7 protein-coding genes are annotated in these 21,532 nt (G+C 71.4%); all 7 read left to right on the top strand.

The genetic code is table 11. The features are described 5' to 3' along the window. Nucleotides 1-21: 21 nt before the first annotated feature. The 7 genes from ACZ7M7_RS18695 (at nucleotide 22) to ACZ7M7_RS18665 (ending at nucleotide 21,482) form a co-directional block, all read left to right on the top strand. A complete protein-coding gene (locus ACZ7M7_RS18695) occupies nucleotides 22-16,101 on the top strand; it encodes an amino acid adenylation domain-containing protein (protein ID WP_472117974.1) in 16,080 nt (5,359 codons plus the stop codon). Between the two features lie 7 nt (nucleotides 16,102-16,108). Next, nucleotides 16,109-17,272 (top strand): cytochrome P450, encoded by a 1,164-nt coding sequence (locus ACZ7M7_RS18690; protein ID WP_472117971.1) that lies wholly within the window; start codon nucleotides 16,109-16,111, stop codon nucleotides 17,270-17,272. 5 nt (nucleotides 17,273-17,277) lie between these two features. Then, complete coding sequence (locus tag ACZ7M7_RS18685; protein ID WP_383612571.1) at nucleotides 17,278-17,529, top strand: ferredoxin; 252 nt, start codon at nucleotides 17,278-17,280, stop codon at nucleotides 17,527-17,529. A 62-nt stretch (nucleotides 17,530-17,591) separates the two neighbouring features. Then, on the top strand, nucleotides 17,592-18,173 hold the full coding sequence (locus ACZ7M7_RS18680) for a hypothetical protein (RefSeq protein WP_472117968.1): 582 nt from the start codon (nucleotides 17,592-17,594) through the stop codon (nucleotides 18,171-18,173). Beyond that, a complete protein-coding gene (locus tag ACZ7M7_RS18675; RefSeq protein ID WP_472117965.1) occupies nucleotides 18,170-19,507 on the top strand; it encodes a peptidoglycan-binding protein in 1,338 nt (445 codons plus the stop codon). The genes ACZ7M7_RS18680 and ACZ7M7_RS18675 overlap by 4 nt, the downstream gene beginning before the upstream one ends. Then, nucleotides 19,504-20,226 (top strand): ABC transporter ATP-binding protein, encoded by a 723-nt coding sequence (locus ACZ7M7_RS18670; RefSeq protein WP_472117962.1) that lies wholly within the window; start codon nucleotides 19,504-19,506, stop codon nucleotides 20,224-20,226. The genes ACZ7M7_RS18675 and ACZ7M7_RS18670 overlap by 4 nt, the downstream gene beginning before the upstream one ends. Beyond that, nucleotides 20,223-21,482 (top strand): ABC transporter permease, encoded by a 1,260-nt coding sequence (locus tag ACZ7M7_RS18665; RefSeq protein WP_383612582.1) that lies wholly within the window; start codon nucleotides 20,223-20,225, stop codon nucleotides 21,480-21,482. The genes ACZ7M7_RS18670 and ACZ7M7_RS18665 overlap by 4 nt, the downstream gene beginning before the upstream one ends. The last annotated feature ends 50 nt before the right edge of the window (nucleotides 21,483-21,532 follow it).

Below are 21,532 nucleotides of genomic sequence, written 5' to 3'. Positions count from 1 at the left end.
GGGGCGTCGTCGGGTGTGGTGGTGCTGGGGCGGCGGGAGCGTCCGGAGCGGGTGCCGTTGTCGTTCGCTCAGCAGCGGATGTGGTTCCTCAACCGTATGGACGGCGACGAGGGGGCGGGGGCTGCCGCCTACAACCTGCCCTTCGCCCTGCGCCTGACCGGCACCGTCGACATCGAGGCGCTGCAGGCCGCTGTGTCGGACATAGCCGATCGGCATGAGAGTCTGCGCACGGTCTTCCCCGATGCGGAGGGCGTGCCGTATCAGGAGATCCGCAAGGGGGCTGAGGGACGTCCCCGGCTCAAGGTCATCGAGGCCGGCGAGCGCTGGCGTGAGGTCATGCACGAGGAGGTCGGGCGTGGCTTCGACGTTGGGGTCGATCTGCCGTGGCGGACCAGTCTCCTGAGGGTTTCCCACGCGGAGTGGGTTCTGTTGTTGGTGGCGCATCACATTGCCACAGACGCCTGGTCGATGGGGGTGCTTGCCCGCGATCTTCAGACCGCTTACAGCGCCCGTGTGTCGGGTGCTGAGCCGGGGTGGGAGCCGCTCCCTGTCCAGTACGCGGATTACGCGTTGTGGCAGCGGGAGGTGCTGGGCGCACTGGACGACCCGGACAGTGCCGCGGCGGGGCAGATCGCGTTTTGGCGCGGGACGTTGGCGGAGGTGCCGCAGGAGACGGTGCTGCCGTTTGATCGTCCGCGTCCGGCAGCGCCCTCGTTCCGCAGTGGTGTGGTTCCGGTCGGGGTGGATGCGGAGACGCATGCCCGGTTGGTGGAGCTGGCCGCGCGGGGCGGGGCGACGATGTTCATGGTCGTACATGCCGCGTTGGCGGTGCTGCTGGCCCGGATGGGGGCGGGGGAGGACCTCTGCGTCGGCACGCCTGTCGCCGGGCGGCCGGATGCGAAACTGGAGGAGCTGGCCGGGTTCTTCGTCAACACCCTGGTCCTGCGGTCCGATGCTTCCGGTGATCCCTCGTTCCGTGATCTGCTGGCCCGCATCCGGGAGTCCGACCTGTCGGCGTACGCGCACCAGGACGTCCCCTTCGAGCGGCTCGTCGATGAGCTGGGTGTGGCGCGATCGGCGGCGCGCAACCCGCTGTTCCAGGTGATGCTGGCCCTGCAGAACGTGCCCGAGGCGCACTGGGATCTCGAAGGACTGGCCGTCGAGCAGATCCCGCCCGCGGAGGACCCCGCGGCCCGCTTCGACCTCTCCTTCTCACTGGGGGAGCGGTTGTCCGACAGCGGCGCCCCGGCCGGGCTGGGCGGCGGGATCCTCTACGCCGCGGATCTGTTCGAGGAAGAGACCGTCCGTCGGCTGGCTGAGCGGTTGGTGCGGGTGCTGGAGCAGGTCGCGGCCGATCCGGAGCTGCGGCTGAGTGGCCTCGATCTGCTGGACGTGGCCGAGCGGGCGTCGGTCGTGGAGGAGTGGAACGCCACGGACCAGCCGCTTGAGCCCGGCTCGGTGCTGGAGCGGTTCCACGCCTGGGCCGTGCGTACGCCCAAGGCGGTGGCGCTGTGGTCCGAGGGCCGGGCGCTGTCGTATGCAGACGTGGATGCGCGTTCGGATGTGTGGGCGCGGGGGTTGGTGGCGCGGGGTGTGGGCCGGGAGTCCCGGGTGGGTCTGTGCCTGCCGCGCGGGGCCGAGATGGTGACCGCGATCCTGGCCGTGTGGAAGGCCGGCGGGGCGTACGTGCCGCTGGACCCCGAGTACCCCTCCGACCGGCTGGCTTACATGGCTGCCGACAGCGCGGCCGAACTGGTCCTGGTCGCGCCCGAGACCGCCAACCGCTTGTCCGAGGACGTGGAGACGGCCCTACTGGACGGGCTGGAGAGTGACCTCGGTGTGCTGCCGGAGATTGTGGCTGGCCAGTTGGCCTATGTGATCTATACGTCGGGTTCGACGGGGCGGCCGAAGGGTGTGGCCGTGGCCCATGGTTCGGTGGCGAACCTGGCGTCGGCGATGCGCCCGGTCCTGGGCGCCGGGCCCGGGGTGACGGCGTTGCAGTTCGCGTCGTTCAGTTTCGATGCGGCGGTGCTGGACGTCGCGGTCACGCTGGCCGCGGGCGGCACGCTGGCGATCGCTTCGTCCGACGAGCGGCTGGACCCCTCTGCCCTGGCCGGAATGCTCGAAGCGGCCGGGGTCGGGGTGGCGAGCGTCGTCCCGTCGCTGCTGGGTGTGCTGGAGCCGGAGGCCGTTTCGGGGGTCGGCAACTGGGTGCTGGGTGCGGAGCGGCTGGAGGCCGGTCTGGCGGCGAAGTGGCGTGAGGGCGCGCGGGTGTGGAACACCTACGGCCCCACCGAGGCCACCGTCATCACCACGGCCATCCTGCTGGAGGAGGGCATCACCGGCGAGGACGCCGCGCCCGCCATCGGCTCTCCGCTGCCCAACGTCCGTACCTATGTGCTGGATGCGTATCTGCGGCCCGTCCCCGTCGGCGTGACCGGTGAGCTGTACGTGGCCGGTTCAGGCCTGGCTCGGGGCTTTGTCAACCGCCCGGATCTGACGGCGGAACGGTTCGTCGCGTGCCCGTTCGGTGACGGCGGGCGGATGTATCGCACCGGGGATGTGGTGCGCTGGACGGCGGACGGCCAGCTGGCCTTCGTCGGACGAGCCGACGCGCAAGTGAAGATCCGCGGCTTCCGTGTCGAACTCGGCGAGGTCGAGGCGGCTCTGGCGGCGCATCCGCAGGTTGAGCAGGCCGTGGTGTTGGTTCGGGATGGCCGTCTGGTCGGCTACACGGTCGGTGATGTGGACGGTGAGGACGTGCGGGCGTTCGCCGCCGCCCGGCTGCCGGACTACATGGTGCCGTCGGCGGTCGTCGTTCTCGACGCGCTGCCGTTGACGGTCAACGGCAAGGTCAATCGTGAGGCTCTGCCGGTACCGGATTTCGCGGGGAGCGGTGTGCGCGCGCCGTCGACTCCGGCCGAGGAGGCGCTTTCCGCCCTGTTCGCTGAGGTGCTGGGCGTGGAGGGGGTGGGTGCGGAGGAGGGTTTCTTCGAGCTGGGTGGTGATTCTCTGCTGGTGATGCGGTTGATCGCGCGGATTCGGTCGGTGCTGGAGGTGTCGGTCGGTGTGCGTGAGGTGTTCGCGGAGCCGACGGTGGCGGGGATCGCGCGGCTGGTGGAGGGTGCTGGGGCGTCGTCGGGTGTGGTGGTGCTGGGGCGGCGGGAGCGTCCGGAGCGGGTGCCGTTGTCGTTCGCTCAGCAGCGGATGTGGTTCCTCAACCGCATGGACGGAGCCGAGGCCGACGGCGCTGGTGCCTACAACATTCCCTTCGCCCTGCGGCTGACCGGCCGTCTCGACATCGAGGCGCTGCAGGCCGCGTTGGGTGATGTGGCCGATCGGCACGAGAGTCTGCGCACGGTCTTCCCCGATGTGGAGGGCGTGCCTTACCAGCAGGTGTTGGAGGGTACGGGCAGTCGTCCTGAGCTGGTGGTGGCCGAGGCCGGCGATCGCTGGCGGGAGCTGTTGAGGCTTGAGGCGGGGCGTGGTTTCGACCTGGCGGTTGAAATGCCGTGGCGAACGACTCTGCTGGGGGTTTCCGACGCGGAGTGGGTGCTGTTGTTGGTGGCCCATCACGTTGCCACGGACGGCTGGTCGATGGGGGTGCTGGCGAACGACCTCCAGACTGCTTACCGCGCCCGTGTGTCGGGTGTTGAGCCGGGGTGGGAGCCGCTTCCTGTCCAATACGCGGATTACGCGTTGTGGCAGCGGGAGGTGCTGGGCGCACTGGATGACCCGGACAGCGCCGCGGCAGGGCAGATCGCCCACTGGCGGCGGGCGTTGGAGGGGGCACCGCAAGAGACAGCATTGCCCTTCGACCGTGCGCGTCCGGCGGTGCCGTCGTTCCGTAGTGGTTCGGTTCCGGTCGGGGTGGATACGGAGACACACGCCCGGTTGGTGGAGCTGGCTGCGCGGGGCGGAGCGACGATGTTCATGCTCGTGCACGCCGCGCTGGCGGTGTCGCTGGCGCGGATGGGGGCGGGGGAGGACCTCTGCGTCGGAACCCCGGTCGCCGGACGCTCGGATGCGCAACTGGAGGAGCTGGCCGGCTTCTTCGTCAACACCCTGGTCCTGCGGTCGGACGTGGCGGGGGATCCCTCGTTCACCGAGGTGTTGCGCAGGGTGCGTGAGTCGGATCTGTCGGCGTATGCAAATCAGGACGTCCCCTTCGAGCGGCTGGTCGATGAGCTGAACCCGGCCCGCTCGGCCGCCCGTAGTCCGCTGTTCCAGGTGATGCTGGCGCTGCAGAACGTGCCGGAAGCCCGGTGGGACCTCGAAGGGCTTGCGGTCGAGCAGATTCCGCCGGCGGAGGACCCTCCGACCCGGTTCGATCTCTCCCTGACGCTCAGTGAGTGCCAGTCGGATGACGGTACTGCCGGTGGGTTGCGCGGCGGCATCCTCTACGCGGCCGACCTGTTCGACGAGGGGACGGTCCGTCGGCTGGCCGAGCGGTTGGTGCGGGTGCTGGAGCAGGTCGCGGCCGATCCGGAGCTGCGGCTGAGCGACCTCGATCTGCTGGACGAGGCCGAGCGGTTGGCGGTTGTCGAGGAGTGGAACGCCACCGTGAGCGAGGTCGATGCCTCGACGGTGCTGGAGCGGTTCCGGCACTGGGCCGTGGAGACGCCGGAGGCGGTCGCGCTGTGGTCTGAGGGCCGGGTGTTGTCGTATGCGGAGGTGGATGCGCGCTCCGATGCGCTCGCGCGGGGGTTGGTGGCGCGGGGTGTGGGCCGGGAGTCCAGGGTGGGTCTGTGCCTGCCGCGTGGCGCCGAGATGGTGACCGCGATCCTGGCGGTGTGGAAGGCCGGTGGGGCGTACGTCCCGCTGGATCCCGAATACCCCTCGGACCGGCTGGTGTTTATGGTCGCCGACAGCGACGCGGAGCTCGTGCTGGTGACGGGTGAGACCGTCGGCCGCTTGTCCGCAGACGTGGAGACGTTCTTGCTCGACGAGTTGGACAGCGACTCCGGTGAGCTGCTGCCGGATGTCACCTGCGGCCAGCTCGCCTACGTCATCTATACGTCGGGTTCGACGGGGCGTCCCAAGGGCGTGGCCGTGGCCCATGCCTCGGTGGCGAACCTGGCGTCGGCCATGCGTCCCGTCCTGGGCGCCGGGCCCGGGGTGGCAGCGCTGCAGTTCGCCTCGTTCAGCTTCGACGCGGCGGTGCTGGATGTGGCGGTGACGCTGGCGGCCGGGGGCACGTTGGCGATCGCCTCGGCGGAGGAGCGTTTGGACGCGGCTGCCTTGGCGCGCATGGTCGAGGTGGCCGGTGTCGAGGTCGCGAGCGTGGTGCCGTCGTTGCTCGGCGCGCTGGAGCCGGAGGCCGTTTCGGGGGTCGGGAACTGGGTGCTGGGTGCGGAGCGGCTGGAGGCCGGTCTGGCGGCGAAGTGGCGTGAGGGCGCGCGGGTGTGGAACACCTACGGCCCCACCGAGGCCACCGTCATCACCACGGCCATCCTGCTGGAGGAAGGCATCACCGGCGAGGACGCCGCGCCCGCCATCGGCTCTCCGCTGCCCAACATCCGCACCTACGTGCTGGATGCGTATCTGCGGCCCGTCCCCGTCGGCGTGACCGGTGAGCTCTACGTTGCGGGCGATGGTCTGGCGCGTGGCTACGTCAACCGCCCGGACCTGACGGCGGAACGCTTCCTCGCGTGCCCGTTCGGTGACGGCGGGCGGATGTATCGCACCGGGGACCTGGTGCGCTGGACGGCGGACGGCCAGCTGGCCTTCGTCGGACGCGGGGATGAGCAGGTGAAGATCCGCGGCTTCCGTGTCGAACTCGGCGAGGTCGAGGCGGTCCTGGCGGCGCATCCGCAGGTCGAGCAGGCAGTGGCACAGGTCCGGGATGGCCGCCTGATCGGGTACGTCGTCGGCGACACCGACACCAACACCAACACCGATGAACTCCGTACCTTCGCCGCCACCCGGCTCCCGGACTACATGGTCCCGTCGACGGTCGTCGTTCTCGACGCGTTCCCGTTGACCGTGAACGGCAAGATCGACCGGGCCGCCCTCCCCGCCCCCGACCTCGCGGCGAGCGGTGGCCGTGCGCCGTCGACTCCGACCGAGGAAGCACTGTGCACCCTGTTCGCCGAGGTGCTGGATCTGGAAGCGGATGTGGTCGGTGCGGAGGAGGGCTTCTTCGAGCTGGGTGGTGATTCTCTGCTGGTGATGCGGTTGATCGCGCGGATCCGGTCGGTGCTGGAGGTGTCGGTCGGTGTGCGTGAGGTGTTCGCGGAGCCGACGGTGGCGGGGATCGCGCGGCTGGTGGAGGGTGCTGGGGCGTCGTCGGGTGTGGTGGTGCTGGGGCGGCGGGAGCGTCCGGAGCGGGTGCCGTTGTCGTTCGCTCAGCAGCGCATGTGGTTCCTCAACCGCATGGACGGAACCGAAACCGACGGTGCAGGCGTTGCCGCCTACAACCTTCCCTTCGCCCTGCGGCTGACCGGCCGTCTCGACATCGAGGCGCTGCAGGCTGCGTTGGGTGATGTGGCGGATCGGCACGAGAGTCTGCGCACGGTCTTCCCTGACGTGGAGGGTGTGCCGTATCAGGAGATCCGCGAGCAGGCCGACGGGCGTCCCCGGCTCCACGTGATCGAGGCCGGCGCACGCTGGCGTGAGGTCATGCAGGACGAGGCCGGGCGCGGCTTCGACGTCCGGGTCGACCTGCCGTGGCGAGCCTTCCTCCTGAACGTCTCCGACGCGGAGTGGATGCTGCTGCTGGTGGCCCATCACATCGCCACGGACGCCTGGTCGATGGGCGTGCTGGCCCGCGATCTCCAGACCGCTTACCGCGACCGCCTGGCGGGTGCCGAGCCGGAGTGGGAGTCGCTCCCTGTCCAGTACGCGGATTACGCGTTGTGGCAGCGGGAGGTATTGGGCGACTTGGACAACAAGGGCTTGGACAACAACGACTTGGGCAACAACGATTCCGACAACGCCGAGGCCAGGGGCTCAGGTGCCGGGCAGGTCGAGTACTGGCGGCGGGTGTTGGAGGGGGTGCCGCAGGAGACAGCTCTGCCCTTCGACCGTTCGCGTCCGGCGGTGCCGTCGTTCCGTAGTGGTTCGGTTCCGGTCGGGGTGGATGCGCAGACGCATGCCCGGTTGGTGGAGCTGGCCGCGCGGGGTGGGGCGACGATGTTCATGGTCGTACACGCCGCGCTGGTGATACTGCTGGCGCGGATGGGGGCGGGGGAGGACGTCTGCATCGGCACGCCGGTCGCCGGGCGGTCGGACGTACAACTGGAGGAGCTGGCCGGGTTCTTCGTCAACACCCTGGTCCTGCGGTCCGACGCCTCCGGTGATCCCTCGTTCCGTGATCTGCTGGCCCGTGTCCGCGAGTCCGACCTGTCGGCGTACGCGCACCAGGACGTGCCTTTCGAGCGGCTCGTCGACGAGCTGGGTGTGGCGCGCTCCGCGGCGCGCAACCCGCTGTTCCAGGTGATGCTGGCACTGCAGAACGTGCCCAAGGCGCAGTGGGACCTCGAAGGCCTGATGGTCGAAGAGCTGCCGCCCGCGTCCGACCCGGCCGCGCGGTTCGACCTGTCGGTGGCGCTGAACGAGTTCCACAGCGCCGAAGGCGACCCGGAGGGTATGCGCGGCGGCATCCTCTACGCGGCCGACCTGTTCGACGAGGGGACGGTCCGTCGGCTGGCCGAGCGGTTGGTGCGGGTGCTTGAGCAGGTCGCGGCCGACCCTGAGCTGCGGCTGAGCGCCCTCGAGGTGTTGGACGAGGCCGAGCGGAACGCGGTCATGGCGGAGGGGAACGCCACGGCTCGCGACGCGGACGTCACCACTGTCGTGGAACGGTTCCGTGAGTGGGCCGCACTGACGCCGACAGCGGTGGCGCTGCGCTCCCTTGGCGGTTCGATGACGTATGCCGAGGCCGAGACCCTTTCCGACAGCCTGGCCCGGGGGCTGGTGGCGCGGGGTGTGGGCCGGGAGTCCAGGGTGGGACTGTGCCTGCCGCGCGGGCCCGAGATGGTGACGGCGATCCTTGCGGTGTGGAAGGCCGGCGGGGCCTATGTCCCGCTGGATCCCGAATACCCGTCCGATCGGCTGGCCCACATGGTCATCGACAGCGCGGCGCGGCTTGTGCTGGTCTCGGACGAGACCACCGACCGGCTGCCGGAGGATGTCGCCACCGTCCGTCTGGACGAGCTCGAGGACGTTTCAGGTGACCTGCCGGAGGTTGGCGCCGACCAGCTGGCCTACGTCATCTACACCTCCGGTTCCACCGGGCGTCCCAAGGGCGTCGCGGTCGGGCATGCCTCGGTGGCGAACCTGGCCACCGCCATGCGCCCGGTTATGGGCGTCGAACCGGGCGTGACGGCGCTGCAGTTCGCGTCGTTCAGCTTCGACGCATCCGTCCTGGACGTCGCGGTGACCCTGGCCGCGGGTGGCACGTTGACCATCGCCTCGTCCGACGAGCGCCTCGACCCGACGGCCCTGGCCGCCCTGGTGGAGACCTGCGGTGTCGAGATCGCGAGCGTCGTCCCGTCGCTTCTCGGCGTGCTGGAACCGGACGCCGTGTCCGGCATCGGCAACTGGGTCCTGGGTGCCGAGCGCCTGGAGTCCGGCCTGGCTACCAAGTGGCGGGCGCGGAACCGGGTGTGGAACACATACGGCCCGACCGAGGCCACCGTCATCACCACGGCGACGCTGCTACCGAAGGGCATCACCGCCGAAGACGCGCCGCCGCCCATCGGCCGGCCCCTGGAGAACGTCCGAACGCATGTCCTGGACGTCTATCTGCGGCCGGTACCGGTGGGGGTGGCTGGTGAGTTGTACATCGCCGGAGACGGCTTGGCGCGTGGCTACATCGGCCGCCCTGATCTGACGGCGGAACGCTTCGTGGCCTGCCCGTTCGATGACGGCGGGCGGATGTACCGCACCGGAGACCTGGCCCGCTGGACCACGGACGGGCAGCTGGAGTTCATCGGACGTGCCGACGAGCAGGTGAAGATCCGCGGCTTCCGTGTCGAGCTCGGCGAGGTCGAGGCCGCGCTGGCCGCCCACCCGGACGTGAAGACGGCCGTGGCGGTCGTGCGCGACCAGCGGCTGATCGGCTACGTGCTGCCCGCGACCGGACGGGATCCGCAGCCCGACGCGGTGCGGGAGTTCGCAGCAACCCGGCTGCCGGACTACATGGTGCCGTCCGTCGTCGTGCTGCTCGATGCGCTGCCGTTGACGGTGAACGGCAAGATCGACCGTGCCGCTCTGCCCGAGCCGGAGCGCGCGGCGGACGGTGGCCGTGCGCCGTCGACCTCGGCCGAGGAGGTGCTGTGCACCCTGTTCGCCGAGGTGCTGGATCTGGAAGCGGGCGTGCTTGGTGCGGAGGAGAGCTTCTTCGAGCTGGGCGGCGATTCACTGAAGGTGATGCGGTTGATCGCGCGGATCCGGTCGGTGCTGGAGGTGTCGGTCGGTGTACGTGAGGTGTTCGCGGAGCCGACGGTGGCGGGGATCGCCAGGCTGGTCGAGGGTGCCGGGGCGTCGTCGGGTGTGGTGGTGCTGGCGCGCCGGGAGCGTCCGGAGCGGGTGCCGTTGTCGTTCGCTCAGCAGCGGATGTGGTTCCTCAACCGGATCGAGGGCGCCGAGGCCGACGGTGCGGGCGCCGGCGCCTACAACCTTCCCTTCGCCCTGCGCCTGACTGGCACCGTCGACATTGAGGCGCTGCAGGCCGCTGTGTCGGACATCGCCGATCGGCATGAGAGTCTGCGCACGGTCTTCCCCGATGTGGAGGGCGTGCCGTATCAGGAGATCCGCAAGGGGGCTGAGGGACGTCCCCGGCTCAAGGTCATCGAGGCCGGCGAGCACTGGCGCGGACTCATGCAGGACGAGGTCGAGCGTGGCTTCGACGTCCGGGTCGACCTGCCGTGGCGGACCACCCTGCTGAGGGTGTCGGACGCGGAGTGGGTTCTGTTGCTGGTGGCCCATCACATCGCCTCGGACGGCTGGTCGATGGGCGTGCTGGCGAACGACCTTCAGACCGCTTACCGCGCCCGGCTGTCGGGTGCTGAGCCGGGGTGGGAGCCGCTCCCTGTCCAGTACGCGGATTACGCGTTGTGGCAGCGGGAGGTGTTGGGCGCACTGGACGACCCGGACAGCGCCGCGGCGGAACAGATCGCTTACTGGCGGCGGGCGTTGGAGGGGGTGCCGCAGGAGACAGCTCTGCCCTTTGACCGTCCGCGTCCGGCGGAGCCCTCGTTCCGCAGTGGTGTGGTTCCGGTCGGGGTGGATGCGGAGACGCATGCCCGGTTGGTGGAGCTGGCCGTGCGGGGCGGGGCGACGATGTTCATGGTCGTGCACGCCGCGTTGGCGGTGTTGCTGGCCCGGATGGGGGCGGGGGAGGACCTGTGCGTCGGCACGCCGGTGGCGGGCCGGTCGGATGCGCAACTGGAGGAGCTGGCCGGGTTCTTCGTCAACACCCTCGTCCTGCGATCCGACGCCTCCGGCAACCCCACGTTCGGTGACCTGCTGGTCCGCATCCGAGAGTCCGACCTGTCGGCCTACGCGCACCAAGACGTCTCCTTCGATCAACTCGTCGACGAGCTGAACCCGGCCCGCTCCGCCGCCCGCAATCCGCTGTTCCAGGTGATGCTGGCACTGCAGAACGTGCCCGAGGCCCGGTGGGACCTCGAAGGGCTTGTCGTCGAGCAGATCCCGCCCGCGGGGGATCCCGCGGCCCGCTTCGACCTCTCCTTCTCGCTGGGGGAGCGGTGGTCTGACAGCGGCGCCCCGGCCGGGCTGGGCGGTGGGATCCTCTACGCCGCGGATCTGTTCGAGGAAGAGACCGTCCGTCGGCTGGCTGAGCGGTTGGTGCGGGTGCTGGAGCAGGTCGCGGCCGACCCGGAGCTGCGGCTGAGCGACCTCGATCTGGTGGACGTGGCCGAGCGGGCGTCGGTCGTGGAGGAGTGGAACGCCACGGACCAGCCGCTTGAGCCCGGCTCGGTGCTGGAGCGGTTCCACGCCTGGGCCGTGGAGACGCCGGAGGCGGTGGCGCTGTGGTCTGAGGGCCGGGTGTTGTCGTATGCGGAGGTGGATGCGCGCTCCGATGCGCTCGCGCGGGGGTTGGTGGCGCGGGGTGTGGGCCGGGAGTCCAGGGTGGGTCTGTGCCTGCCGCGTGGCGCCGAGATGGTGACCGCGATCCTGGCGGTGTGGAAGGCCGGTGGGGCGTACGTCCCGCTGGATCCCGAATACCCCTCGGACCGGCTGCTGTTCATGGTCGCCGACAGCGACGCAGAACTGGTCCTGGTGACGCCAGAGACGGCCGGCCGCTTGTCCGCGGATGTGGAGAGGGCCGTGCTCGACGAGTTGGAGAGCGACTCCGGTGAGCCGCTGCCGGACGTCACCTGTGGCCAGCTCGCCTACGTCATCTATACGTCGGGTTCGACGGGGCGGCCGAAGGGTGTGGCCGTGGCCCATGCCTCGGTGGCGAATCTGGCGTCGGCGATGCGTCCGGTCCTGGGTGTCGAGCCAGGCGGGACGGCGTTGCAGTTCGCCTCGTTCAGTTTTGACGCGGCGGTGCTGGACGTGGCGGTGACGCTGGCGGCCGGGGGCACGTTGGCGATCGCCTCGGCGGAGGAACGTTTGGACGCGGCTTCCTTGGCGCGCATGGTCGAGGCGGCCGGTGTCGAGGTCGCGAGCGTCGTCCCGTCGCTGCTGGGCGCACTGGAGCCGGAGGTGGTGTCCGGGATCGGCAACTGGGTGCTGGGTGCGGAGCGCCTGGAGGCCGGTCTGGCGGCGAAGTGGCGTGAGGGCGCGCGGGTGTGGAACACCTACGGCCCCACCGAGGCCACCGTCATCACCACGGCGGTGTTGTTGGAGGAGGGCATCACGGGCGAGGACGCCGCGCCCGCGATCGGTTCTCCGCTGCCCAACGTCCGTACCTACGTGCTGGATGCGTATCTGCGGCCCGTCCCGGCCGGTGTGACGGGTGAGCTGTATGTGGCCGGGGATGGTCTGGCCCGCGGGTACGTCAACCGCACCGACCTGACCGCGGAACGCTTCGTCGCCTGCCCGTTCGGCGCAGACGGCGAACGGATGTATCGCACCGGGGACCTGGTGCGCTGGACGGCGGACGGCCAGCTGGCCTTCGTCGGACGCGCCGACGCGCAGGTGAAGATCCGCGGCTTCCGTGTCGAACTCGGCGAGGTCGAAGCCGTTCTCGCCACCCACCCGCAGGTCGAGCGGGCCGTGGCACAGGTACGGCACGGCCGCCTCATCGGGTACGTCGTCGGCGACACCAACACCAACACCGACACCGATGACCTCCGTACCTTCGCCGCCACCCGGCTCCCGGACTACATGGTCCCGTCGGCCATCGTGGTCCTCGACGCCCTGCCCCTCACGGTCAATGGCAAGATCGACCGGGCCGCCCTTCCCGCCCCCGACCCAGAGAGCGATGCCTCCGGCCTCCTTCCCCGGACCGAGACCGAGGCGATGCTGTGCACCCTGTTCGCCACGGTGCTGGGCGTCGACCGGGTGGCCGCCGACGGCAACTTCTTCGACCTGGGGGGCAACTCGGCGCTGGCGATGCACCTCGCAGGCCGGATCCGGTCGGAGACCGGCGCCGAGCTGAACCTGAAGCAGTTCTTCGGCGATCCGACGCCGATCGGCGCGGCGCGCATCCTGGGCACGAAGTCGCGCCCCTCGCTGGTCCCGGTCGAGCACGAGGGCGGCGAGGCGCCGGTGACGGCCGGACAGCAGTTCGTCTGGCGGCGTGCCACGGCCAACCCACGCACGCGGGCCCTCCAGTCGTCCGTCGCCCTGCGCCTGCGCGGGGAGCTCGACCTCGATGCCCTGCGGGCTGCCCTGGCGGATGTGGCCGCGCGGCACGACATCCTGCGGACGGTGTTCGCCGAGACACCGGACGGCGGACTGATCCAGCGGATCCTGGACGTCGACGACCCCGCCGTCCGCCCGGTCCTCCCGGTCGTCGCGGCGACTGAGCGGGAGCTTCCCGCCGTCCTGGCTGCCCGCGCCGCCCGCCGCTTTGACCTGGAGACTGAAACGCCCTGGGCGTCCACTCTGTTCGCGCTATCCGACACTGACCACGTCCTCCTCCTGGTACTGCACCGGATCGGCGGCGACGACGCGTCCCGGGACGCTCTCGTGCGCGACGTCTCCGTGGCGTACGGCGCACGCTGGGAGGGCCGTGCCACGGAGCGCACGCCTCTGCCGCTCCAGTTCGCCGACTACGCGGCGTGGGAGAGCAGGTTGCTCGCGGGAGCGGAGGCGGAGGCGGAGGAGAGCGTGGCCGGCGACCAGATCGCCTACTGGAAGGAGGTGCTGACGGACGCACCGTCCGCCATCAGGCTCCCCACAGACCGGCCGCGACCCGCGCGGCCGAGCCATCGGGTCGACGCGGTGCCGCTGCGCGTGCCGGCCGCGGTGCACGCCCGCCTGATGGAGGCGGCCCAACCGCTCGGCGTGACCTCGGTCGCCGTCGTGCACGCCGCTCTGGCGATGCTTCTCGCGCGGATGGGGGCCGGTACCGATCTGATGGTCGGCGCTGTGACGCCGCGGCCGGCGGCCGAGGGTGAACTCGAGGCCGCCATGGGCCCGTTCGCCGGGCTGCTCCCGCTGCGCACCGACCTCTCGGGCGATCCGACGTTCCGGGAGATGCTGGGCCGCGTCCGGGAGACCACCGAGGAGGCGGAGCGGTCCGGGGACGTTCCCTTCGCGCGCATCGCTGAGGCCCTGGGAGTTGTGGGCGATGCACCCGGCGACCCGCATCCGCTCGTCCAGGTCGTCCTGGACATCCGTGACGACACCGCGGCGAAGTGGGACGTCCCGGCGGTCCCGGGGCTGAACGCATCGCTCGTCGGCCTCGGCGCCCCGGCGTCCGGGTTCGATCTGACGGTCCGGCTGACCGACCGGCACCGGGACGACGGCGGGCCGGACGGCCTCGACGGCAGCCTGGACTACGCCGAGGAGCTGTTCGACCGGGCCACCGCCCTCGGCCTGGCGCGGCGGCTTCGCCGCCTCCTCGGGCAGATGGCGGCCGACCCGGACCTGAGGCTGAGCCAGATCGACATCCTGCTCGGCGAGTCGGAGCTCCGGCAGCTGACCGAGGACTGGAACCGCGGCGCGGCCAAGGTCCCGGACGGCATCGTGCTCCCGGCGCTCGCTGAGTCGGCGGCCCGCGACCCGCGCGCCGTGGCCGTCCAGGACCGGCGCGGCCTCCTCAGCCGCCGGGCCCTGGACCGGGCGGCGGCGTGGCTCGCCGCGGGGCTGGAGCGGCGCGGGGTGGGCGCGGGCGACGTCGTGGTGGTGGCGGCGCGGCCCGGCACCGGCTGGGCGGTCGCCGTGCTCGGCGTGCTCCGGTCCGGTGCCACGTGCCTGATCGCCGACCCGGACGACCCCGAGGGCCCGCTGGCGGCGGCCGCCGCGCTGGGCTGCGCCCGTCCGGCCGCGCTCGTCCTGGCGGGCGACACCGCGTCCGGTGCCCGGGGGAAGACCTCCGGGCCGGAGACCGTGCCGGTGCTGCGGGTGGCGGACGCCATCCGGGCCGGGGGCAAGCGCCTGCGCCGTATCGTCGCCGTCCCGGACCCGCTGCCGTCGCACCCGGCCGTGGTGCTCCCCGCTCAGGCACCGGACGGCACGCTCGTGGGCGAGCTGGTGGACCACCGGTCCCTGCTCGGCCGCGTCATCGACCGTCAGGCGGCGTCCCCGTCGCCGGAGTCGGTCGGCGACGCGATACGCCTGGACGCGGGCGCGCCCGTCACCGAGCTGCTCGTCGGACTGCTGGCCGCGCTGCGCGGGGGCCGCACCGTCGTGGTGGAGGCCGCCGCCGCGCACGCGGGCGGGCGACCGGACCGCGAACCGGCGCCGGTCACCCTGTCTCTGCCCCGCACCGCCCGCGCCTATGTGCTCGACGAGTGGCTCCGTCCGGTCCCGGCCGGTGTGGCAGGCGACCTGTATGTGGCGGGACCGTCCCTGGCCCGCGCCTATGCCGGCGCGCCGGCCCGCACCGCGGGCAGCCTCGTCGCCGACCCCTTCGGGTCCGGTGGCGATCTGATGCTGCGCACCGGTCGGCGCGCGGCGTGGACCGCGGACGGGCTGGTGCAGCCGCGTGCCGCCCGGGACGGCGGCACCGGTCTGACGACGCCGCGGCGCGCCGGGCGCCGGCGCGCCGACCTCGACGCGCTGCTGCCGCTGCAGAGCGGGGGCTCCCGCCCGCCGTTGTTCTGCCTGCACCACAGCACCGGCCTGGCCTGGTGCTATGCCGCGCTCCTCCGACACCTGCCGGAGGACCTGCCGGTCTATGGCCTGCAGACGCCCGGTTTCACCGACCGCAGGGCGATGCCGGGCAGCGTGGAGGAGATGGTGGCCGACTACGTCGACCGGATCCGCACGGTGCAGCCCGAGGGGCCGTACCAGCTCCTCGGCTGGTCCTTCGGCGCGGTGCTGGCCCAGGCCGTCGCCGTAGCGCTGGAGGACCAGGGACAGCAGGTCACGCTGCTGGCGCTGCTGGACGGATTCCCCGGCGGGCACCACAGGAAGGACGACGGCGGTCCGGAGCAGGACGGCGACGGGCAGGACGGCACGCTCGTCCGCGTCGATGGCGGGGCGGACCAGGAGGGGCGGGCTCTGCTCGACGGTCCGGGAGCGGTGGCGCCTCCGGCCGATGCGTTCACGGTCAACATGGAGGAGACGAAGCAGCACATGATCCGGCTGGCGCAGGGGTACACCCCCCGGCGCTTCGGCGGTGGTGCGCTGCTGTTCCTGGCCACCGAGGGCGGTCTGGCCCACATGTCCCTCGCGGCGGCGCGCACGACCTGGGAGCGGTACATGGCCGACCGCATCGAGGGGTTCGAGATCGCCGCCGACCACGTAGGGATGCTTCGGGGCGCGCACGCCGCAGCCATCGGGCGGGCGGTTGTGGAACGGCTCGTGACGCCTGAGCCCGCAGACCTTGCCGAAGGCGGGCCCGAGCCCGCGTCCGACCAGTCCGTGTCGGACGAAGGCCAGTCGACGTCAGACGGTCAGTCCATGTCAGACGGCCGGACCGTGTCCGACGGCGACCAGCCCGTGTCAGACGACCAGCCCGTGTCAGACGACCAGCCCGTGTCAGACGACAAGCCCGTGTCAGAAAGGTAGGACCCGCATGACGCAGTCGTTCGAGCTTCCGGTCGACAAGCGCAGGAACGTCCTGGACCCGGTGCCGGAGCTCCTGGAGCTCAACGCGCGGGCGCCGCTCTTCAGGCCCCCCGGCGGGATGCCCCACTGGATCGTGACCGACCGTGAGACGGTGCGGCAGATCCTCGCCGACGCCGAGCGGTTCTCCAGCATGCCGCCTCCCGAGCAGGACGGCAGCAAGCCCGACCCGCATCCGGGGAGTCTGCTGCAGACCGACGGGGCGGAGCACAGCCGACTGCGGCGACTGGTGGCCCCGATGTTCACGGTGCGGCAGATGAAGACGCTGGAGCCGATGATGGTGCGGATCGTGGCCCAGCGCCTGGACGTGCTGGAGCGAGCAGGCCAACCCGCTGATCTGATGCGGCACTTCGCCCGGCCGGTCTCCGGACTGATCCTCGCCGAGATACTCGGCCTGCCCCGCGACGACCTGCCTGAGTTGTCCCGGCTCGGTGATCACCGAGCCTCCGGGCACAGCCCGCGTCGGCACTCGGCGACGTCCGAGTACGTCGGGCACTTCCGGAAGCTGGTCGCGGCGCAGCGCCGTGATCCGGGCGACGGCCTGGCCGGGATGCTGATCCGCGAGCACGGGGACGCGGTGTCGGACGAGGAAGTGGCCGGGATCTGCGAGAGCGTCGCGAACGGCTCGATCGAGAACACCGCGGAGACGATCGCCCTGGGAACCCTGGCACTGCTGTGCCAGCCCGAGCAGATGACCCTGCTGCGGGAGCGGCCCGAGCTGATGGACCGGGCGGTGGAGGAGCTGCTGCGCCATGTGTCGGTGGTGGCCTCCGTCTCACCGCGCACCGCGCTGGAGGACGTGGAGATCGGTGGCGAGGTGATCAAGGCCGGAGAGGTGGTGTCATGTTCGGTGTTCGCCGCGAACCGCTGCCCGTACGACGACGGCGCCGGGGACGGGCTGGACATCGCCCGGGAGCCCGGCAACCACCTGGCCCTGGGCTACGGCGTCCATTTCTGCCTGGGCGCGGCGCTGGCACGGCTGCAGTTGCGCGTCGCGTTCGCGGGGCTGCTGGAGCGGTTCCCCGGCCTGCGGCTCGGCGCCGGGGTGGAGGAGCTGCGGTTCAGGTTGCTGGCGCCGCAGTTCGGCGTCGAGACGCTGCCGGTTGCCTGGTGAGGCCCGTGGAAAACGCGGCCCGGGTAGCGATCCGGGTGGACCGTGACCTCTGCGTCGGCTCGGGCGCCTGCGCGCTGTTCGAGCCGGAGTTCTTCGACCAGTCGGAGGAGGACGGCCTAGTGCTGCCGCGCGTCCATGAGGCGGGACCGGAGGCGCTGCCGGCGCTGCGTGTGGCCGCGTCCCGCTGCCCCGCCCGCGCCATCGCGCTGGTGCCGTTTGACGGGCAGGGGAGCGCCGCGAGGGGCCGGACTGACTGAGCGGTCACGCGGGGCGCCCGTTGCAACCCCGGTGTGACCGGGCCCCCCGTAGAACTGCTGGTATGCCGAATTACTTTCAGAAGCGCATGATCGGGCCCCTCCTGGCCGTCCTGTCCGTGGTGACAGCCGGAACCCTTCTCGCCGGCTGCTCGCCGGGCGAGAAGGACGCCGCTGTCACCGGCCAGGGCGACTCCGAGACCTCCTCGTCGAATGGCACGGAAAGTGCGGGCGTGGCGTACGCGCAGTGCATGCGTGAGCACGGCGTCTCGGAGTTCCCCGACCCGGAGAAGGACAGCGGGGGCGGCGTGAAGCTGGTCATCCCCGAGGGCGTCGACCAGAACTCGCCGACCTTCAAGTCGGCCCAGTCGGCCTGCCAGGGTCTGCTGTACCAGGGCGACACCGGCGACGCCGCCGGCAGCCGTGACTTCGACGCGACGAAGGTCGCGGCATGGGCGAAGTGCATCCGCGAGAACGGTTTGCCCAACTTCCCGGACCCGCAGGTGAACGGGAACACAATCGTCATCGACGCCAACGCGTCCGGCCTCTCCGGGCGGGACGATCCCAAGTTCTCCAAGGCCGCGGAGGCGTGCTACAGCATCCGGCCCGGCGGCACGCTCGCCTTCATGGGAGGGCCGCAGCAGTGACCAGCCAGGAGGAGGGGACGGTCGCGCGGACGGACTCCGAGGAAAGGACCGTCGCGCGGACGGACCCCGAGGAGGAGACGGGCGTCGAGGGCGGGGAACTGGAGCTGCGGACCGGAGCCTTACCCTCCCTCGACGGGAGCGACGGTGCCGTGGCGCCGACGCCGGCGAACCCTCGCCGCCGGCGCGGCCGGATGCGTGTCGTGCTGATCGCGGCGTGTGCGGTGGTGGTCGCCGTGACCGCGGCCGGCGCCGCCCTGGGCGTCTTCGGTGGCGGGGGTGACGAGGCCGAGGCGTCGGCGCCGTCCGGGCCGCCCGCCACGACGGAGGTGAAGCGGACCACGCTGACCAGCTCTCAGACTCTGGACGGGCAGCTCGGGTACGGCGACACCGCGGCCGTCCAGGCCCCGTCCTCCTCCGCCTCGGCACAGTCCGGGCAGCAGGGCGGCGGTGCGGCGTCCTCCGGGATCGTCACCTGGATGCCCTCGGACGGCGACACCATCACCCGCGGGGAGCCGGTCTACAAGGTCAACCAGCAGTCGGTGCCGCTCCTGTACGGCTCGGTGCCGCTGTACCGGACACTGCAGCCGGGCAGCAGCGGCAGCGACGTAAAGATGCTGGAGCAGAACCTTCGCGCGCTCGGCCACACGGGCTTCACGGTGGACGACACCTACACCTCCGACACGGCCTCCGCCGTCGAGGAGTGGCAGGACGACCTCGGCCGTACGGAGACCGGGGAGGTGCAGGCCGGCGACGCGGTGGTGGCCTCCGGGGCGCGGCGGATCGCCAAGGCGGAGCTCGCCGTCGGCGACGCCCTCGCCGGGGACGTGCTCACCTGGACGGGGACCGACCGGGTCATCTCCGTCGACCTGCCCGTGCAGTACGCGGACCTGGCGAAGAAGGGCGGGAAGAGCACGGTCACGCTGCCGGACAACACCACGGTGACCGCCGTGGTGACCGACATCGGCACACCGACGTCGTCGGACAACTCCGCGGGCTCGGGCTCCCAGTCCGGCGGGAACGGTTCGGATTCCGAAGGCTCGGGCTCCTCGAACGCCACCGTCCCGGTGGAGCTGAAGGTCGAGGACGCCAAGAAGCTCGGCTCCTACCAAGCCGCCTCCGTCAGCGTCGAGTTCGCGGCCGAGGCGCGCTCGAACGTGCTGGCGGTGCCGGTCAGTGCCCTGTTCGCGCTGCCGGGTGGCGGTTACGCCGTCGAGGTCGTGACCGGGACGAAGACTGAGTACCGCGAGGTCAAGCTCGGCATGTTCGGCAACGGCATGGTCGAGATCTCCGGCACCGGCATCACCGCAGGCACAGTCGTGGGGGTCCCGAAGTGACCCTCGCCGCCCACCCGGTGATCGAGCTGGCCGGGGTCAGCAAGTCGTACGCGGACGTGGCCGCCCTGGTCGAGGCGGACCTGGTGGTCCACCGCGGCGAGATGCTCGCGGTCGTCGGCCCGTCCGGCTCGGGCAAGTCCACCATGCTCAACATCATGGGCACGCTGGACCTGCCGACCTCGGGGACGGTGGCGATCGCCGGCCACGCCGTGGACTCCCTCAACGACCGCGAGCTGTCGGCGCTGCGGGCCGGCACCATCGGCTTCGTCTTCCAGCAGTTCCACCTCGCCGCCGGGGTGTCCGCCCTTGACAGCGTGGCGGACGGTCTGCTGTACAGCGGCCGGCCGCGCCGCGAACGGCGTCGGGTCGCCGAGGCCGCACTGCGCAGGGTGGGCCTGGGACACCGGCTCTTCCACGAGCCGCAACAGCTGTCCGGCGGCGAGAAGCAGCGGGTGGCGATCGCCCGCGCCGTGGTCGGCGATCCGCCGCTGCTGCTGGCCGACGAGCCGACCGGTGCGCTGGACTCCCGCTCGGGGACGGTGGTGATGGAGCTGCTCCACGAGCTGCACGAGGCCGGGACCACGGTGGTCGTCATCACCCACGACCGGGACATCGCGGCCTCCCTGCCGCGCGAGGTCAGGCTGCGGGACGGTCGCATCGAGCACGACTCGGGGTCGCCCGAGCCTCGGGCCCTGGCCCGCTCGGGGGTGGAGCGATGAGTACGGCGTATTCGGCACGGCCGGACGAACGGCACCGGCCCTGGGCCGATCTGCCCCCGCCTCCGCGCCCCCGGGCGGCCCGGCTGAACCTGTCCGACGTGGCCCGGGTTGGCGGCTGGGGCCTGCGCTCGCGGCCCATGCGGGTCTTCCTCTCCGCCCTGGGCATCGCGATCGGCATCGCCGCGATGATCGGCGTGGTGGGCATCTCCACCTCGTCCACGAACGACCTGAACAAGCAGCTGGCCGCGCTCGGCACCAATCTGCTCACGGTCTCCCCGGGCACCACCATGACCGGCGACAACGCCCATCTGTCCGACGACGCCGTCGCGATGATCGCGAACCGGCCGGAGGTGATCTCGGCCTCGGCGACGGGCACCACGGACGCGAAGCTCTACCGCAACGACCGTGTTCCGGCGGTGGAGTCCGGCGGCCTCACGGTCAGCGCGGCGCGGACCGACCTGCTCCGCTCCATCGGCGGGAAGATCGTGGACGGCCGCTGGCTCAACGACGCCACCAGCCGCTATCCCGCTGTGGTGCTGGGCTCGGAGACGGCGCGCAGCCTCGGGATCCACCGGGCCGGGACGGACGTACAGGTGTGGCTCGGCAATCGCTGGTTCACCGTGGTGGGTCTGCTGGCGCACAACGAGCTGCTGCCGGCCCTTGACACGCAGGCGTTCGTGGGCTGGACGGTGGCGGAGAAGGAGCTGTCCTTCGACGGCTATCCGACGACGGTGTACACGCGGGCGAAGGACGCGGACGTCGAGAAGGTGCACGGCGTGCTGGGCCCCACGGTCTCCCCGGAGGACCCCAACGAGGTCAATGTCTCCCGTCCCTCCGACGCGCTGGCCGCCAAGCACGCCGCGGACGAGTCGCTGAGCGGGCTGCTGCTGGGCCTGGGCGGGGTCGCGCTGCTGGTCGGCGGCGTCGGGGTGGCCAACACCATGGTCATCTCGGTGCTGGAGCGGCGCTCGGAGATCGGGCTGCGCCGCTCGCTCGGTGCCACCCGGGGCCAGATCAGGATCCAGTTCCTCGCCGAGGCGCTGTTGCTGTCGGGGCTCGGCGGCGTGGGCGGTGTGTTGCTGGGCATCGGCGTGACCTCCGGCTACGCCGCCTATCAGGGGTGGGCCGCCCTGGTGCCGCTGTGGGCGATGGTCGGCGGCCTGGCCGCCACCCTCGCGATCGGCGGACTGGCCGGCTTCTACCCGGCGGTCCGGGCGGCCCGGCTGCCCCCGACGGAGGCCCTCGCGACCAACTAGCCGACACCGACCGGGCTTGACACCCAGACCGCGGCGCCCCTGTCGCCATC

It is taken from the genome of Streptomyces sp. NPDC111606, from assembly GCF_055656945.1.
This window is presented reverse-complemented; position numbering and strand designations above follow the sequence as displayed.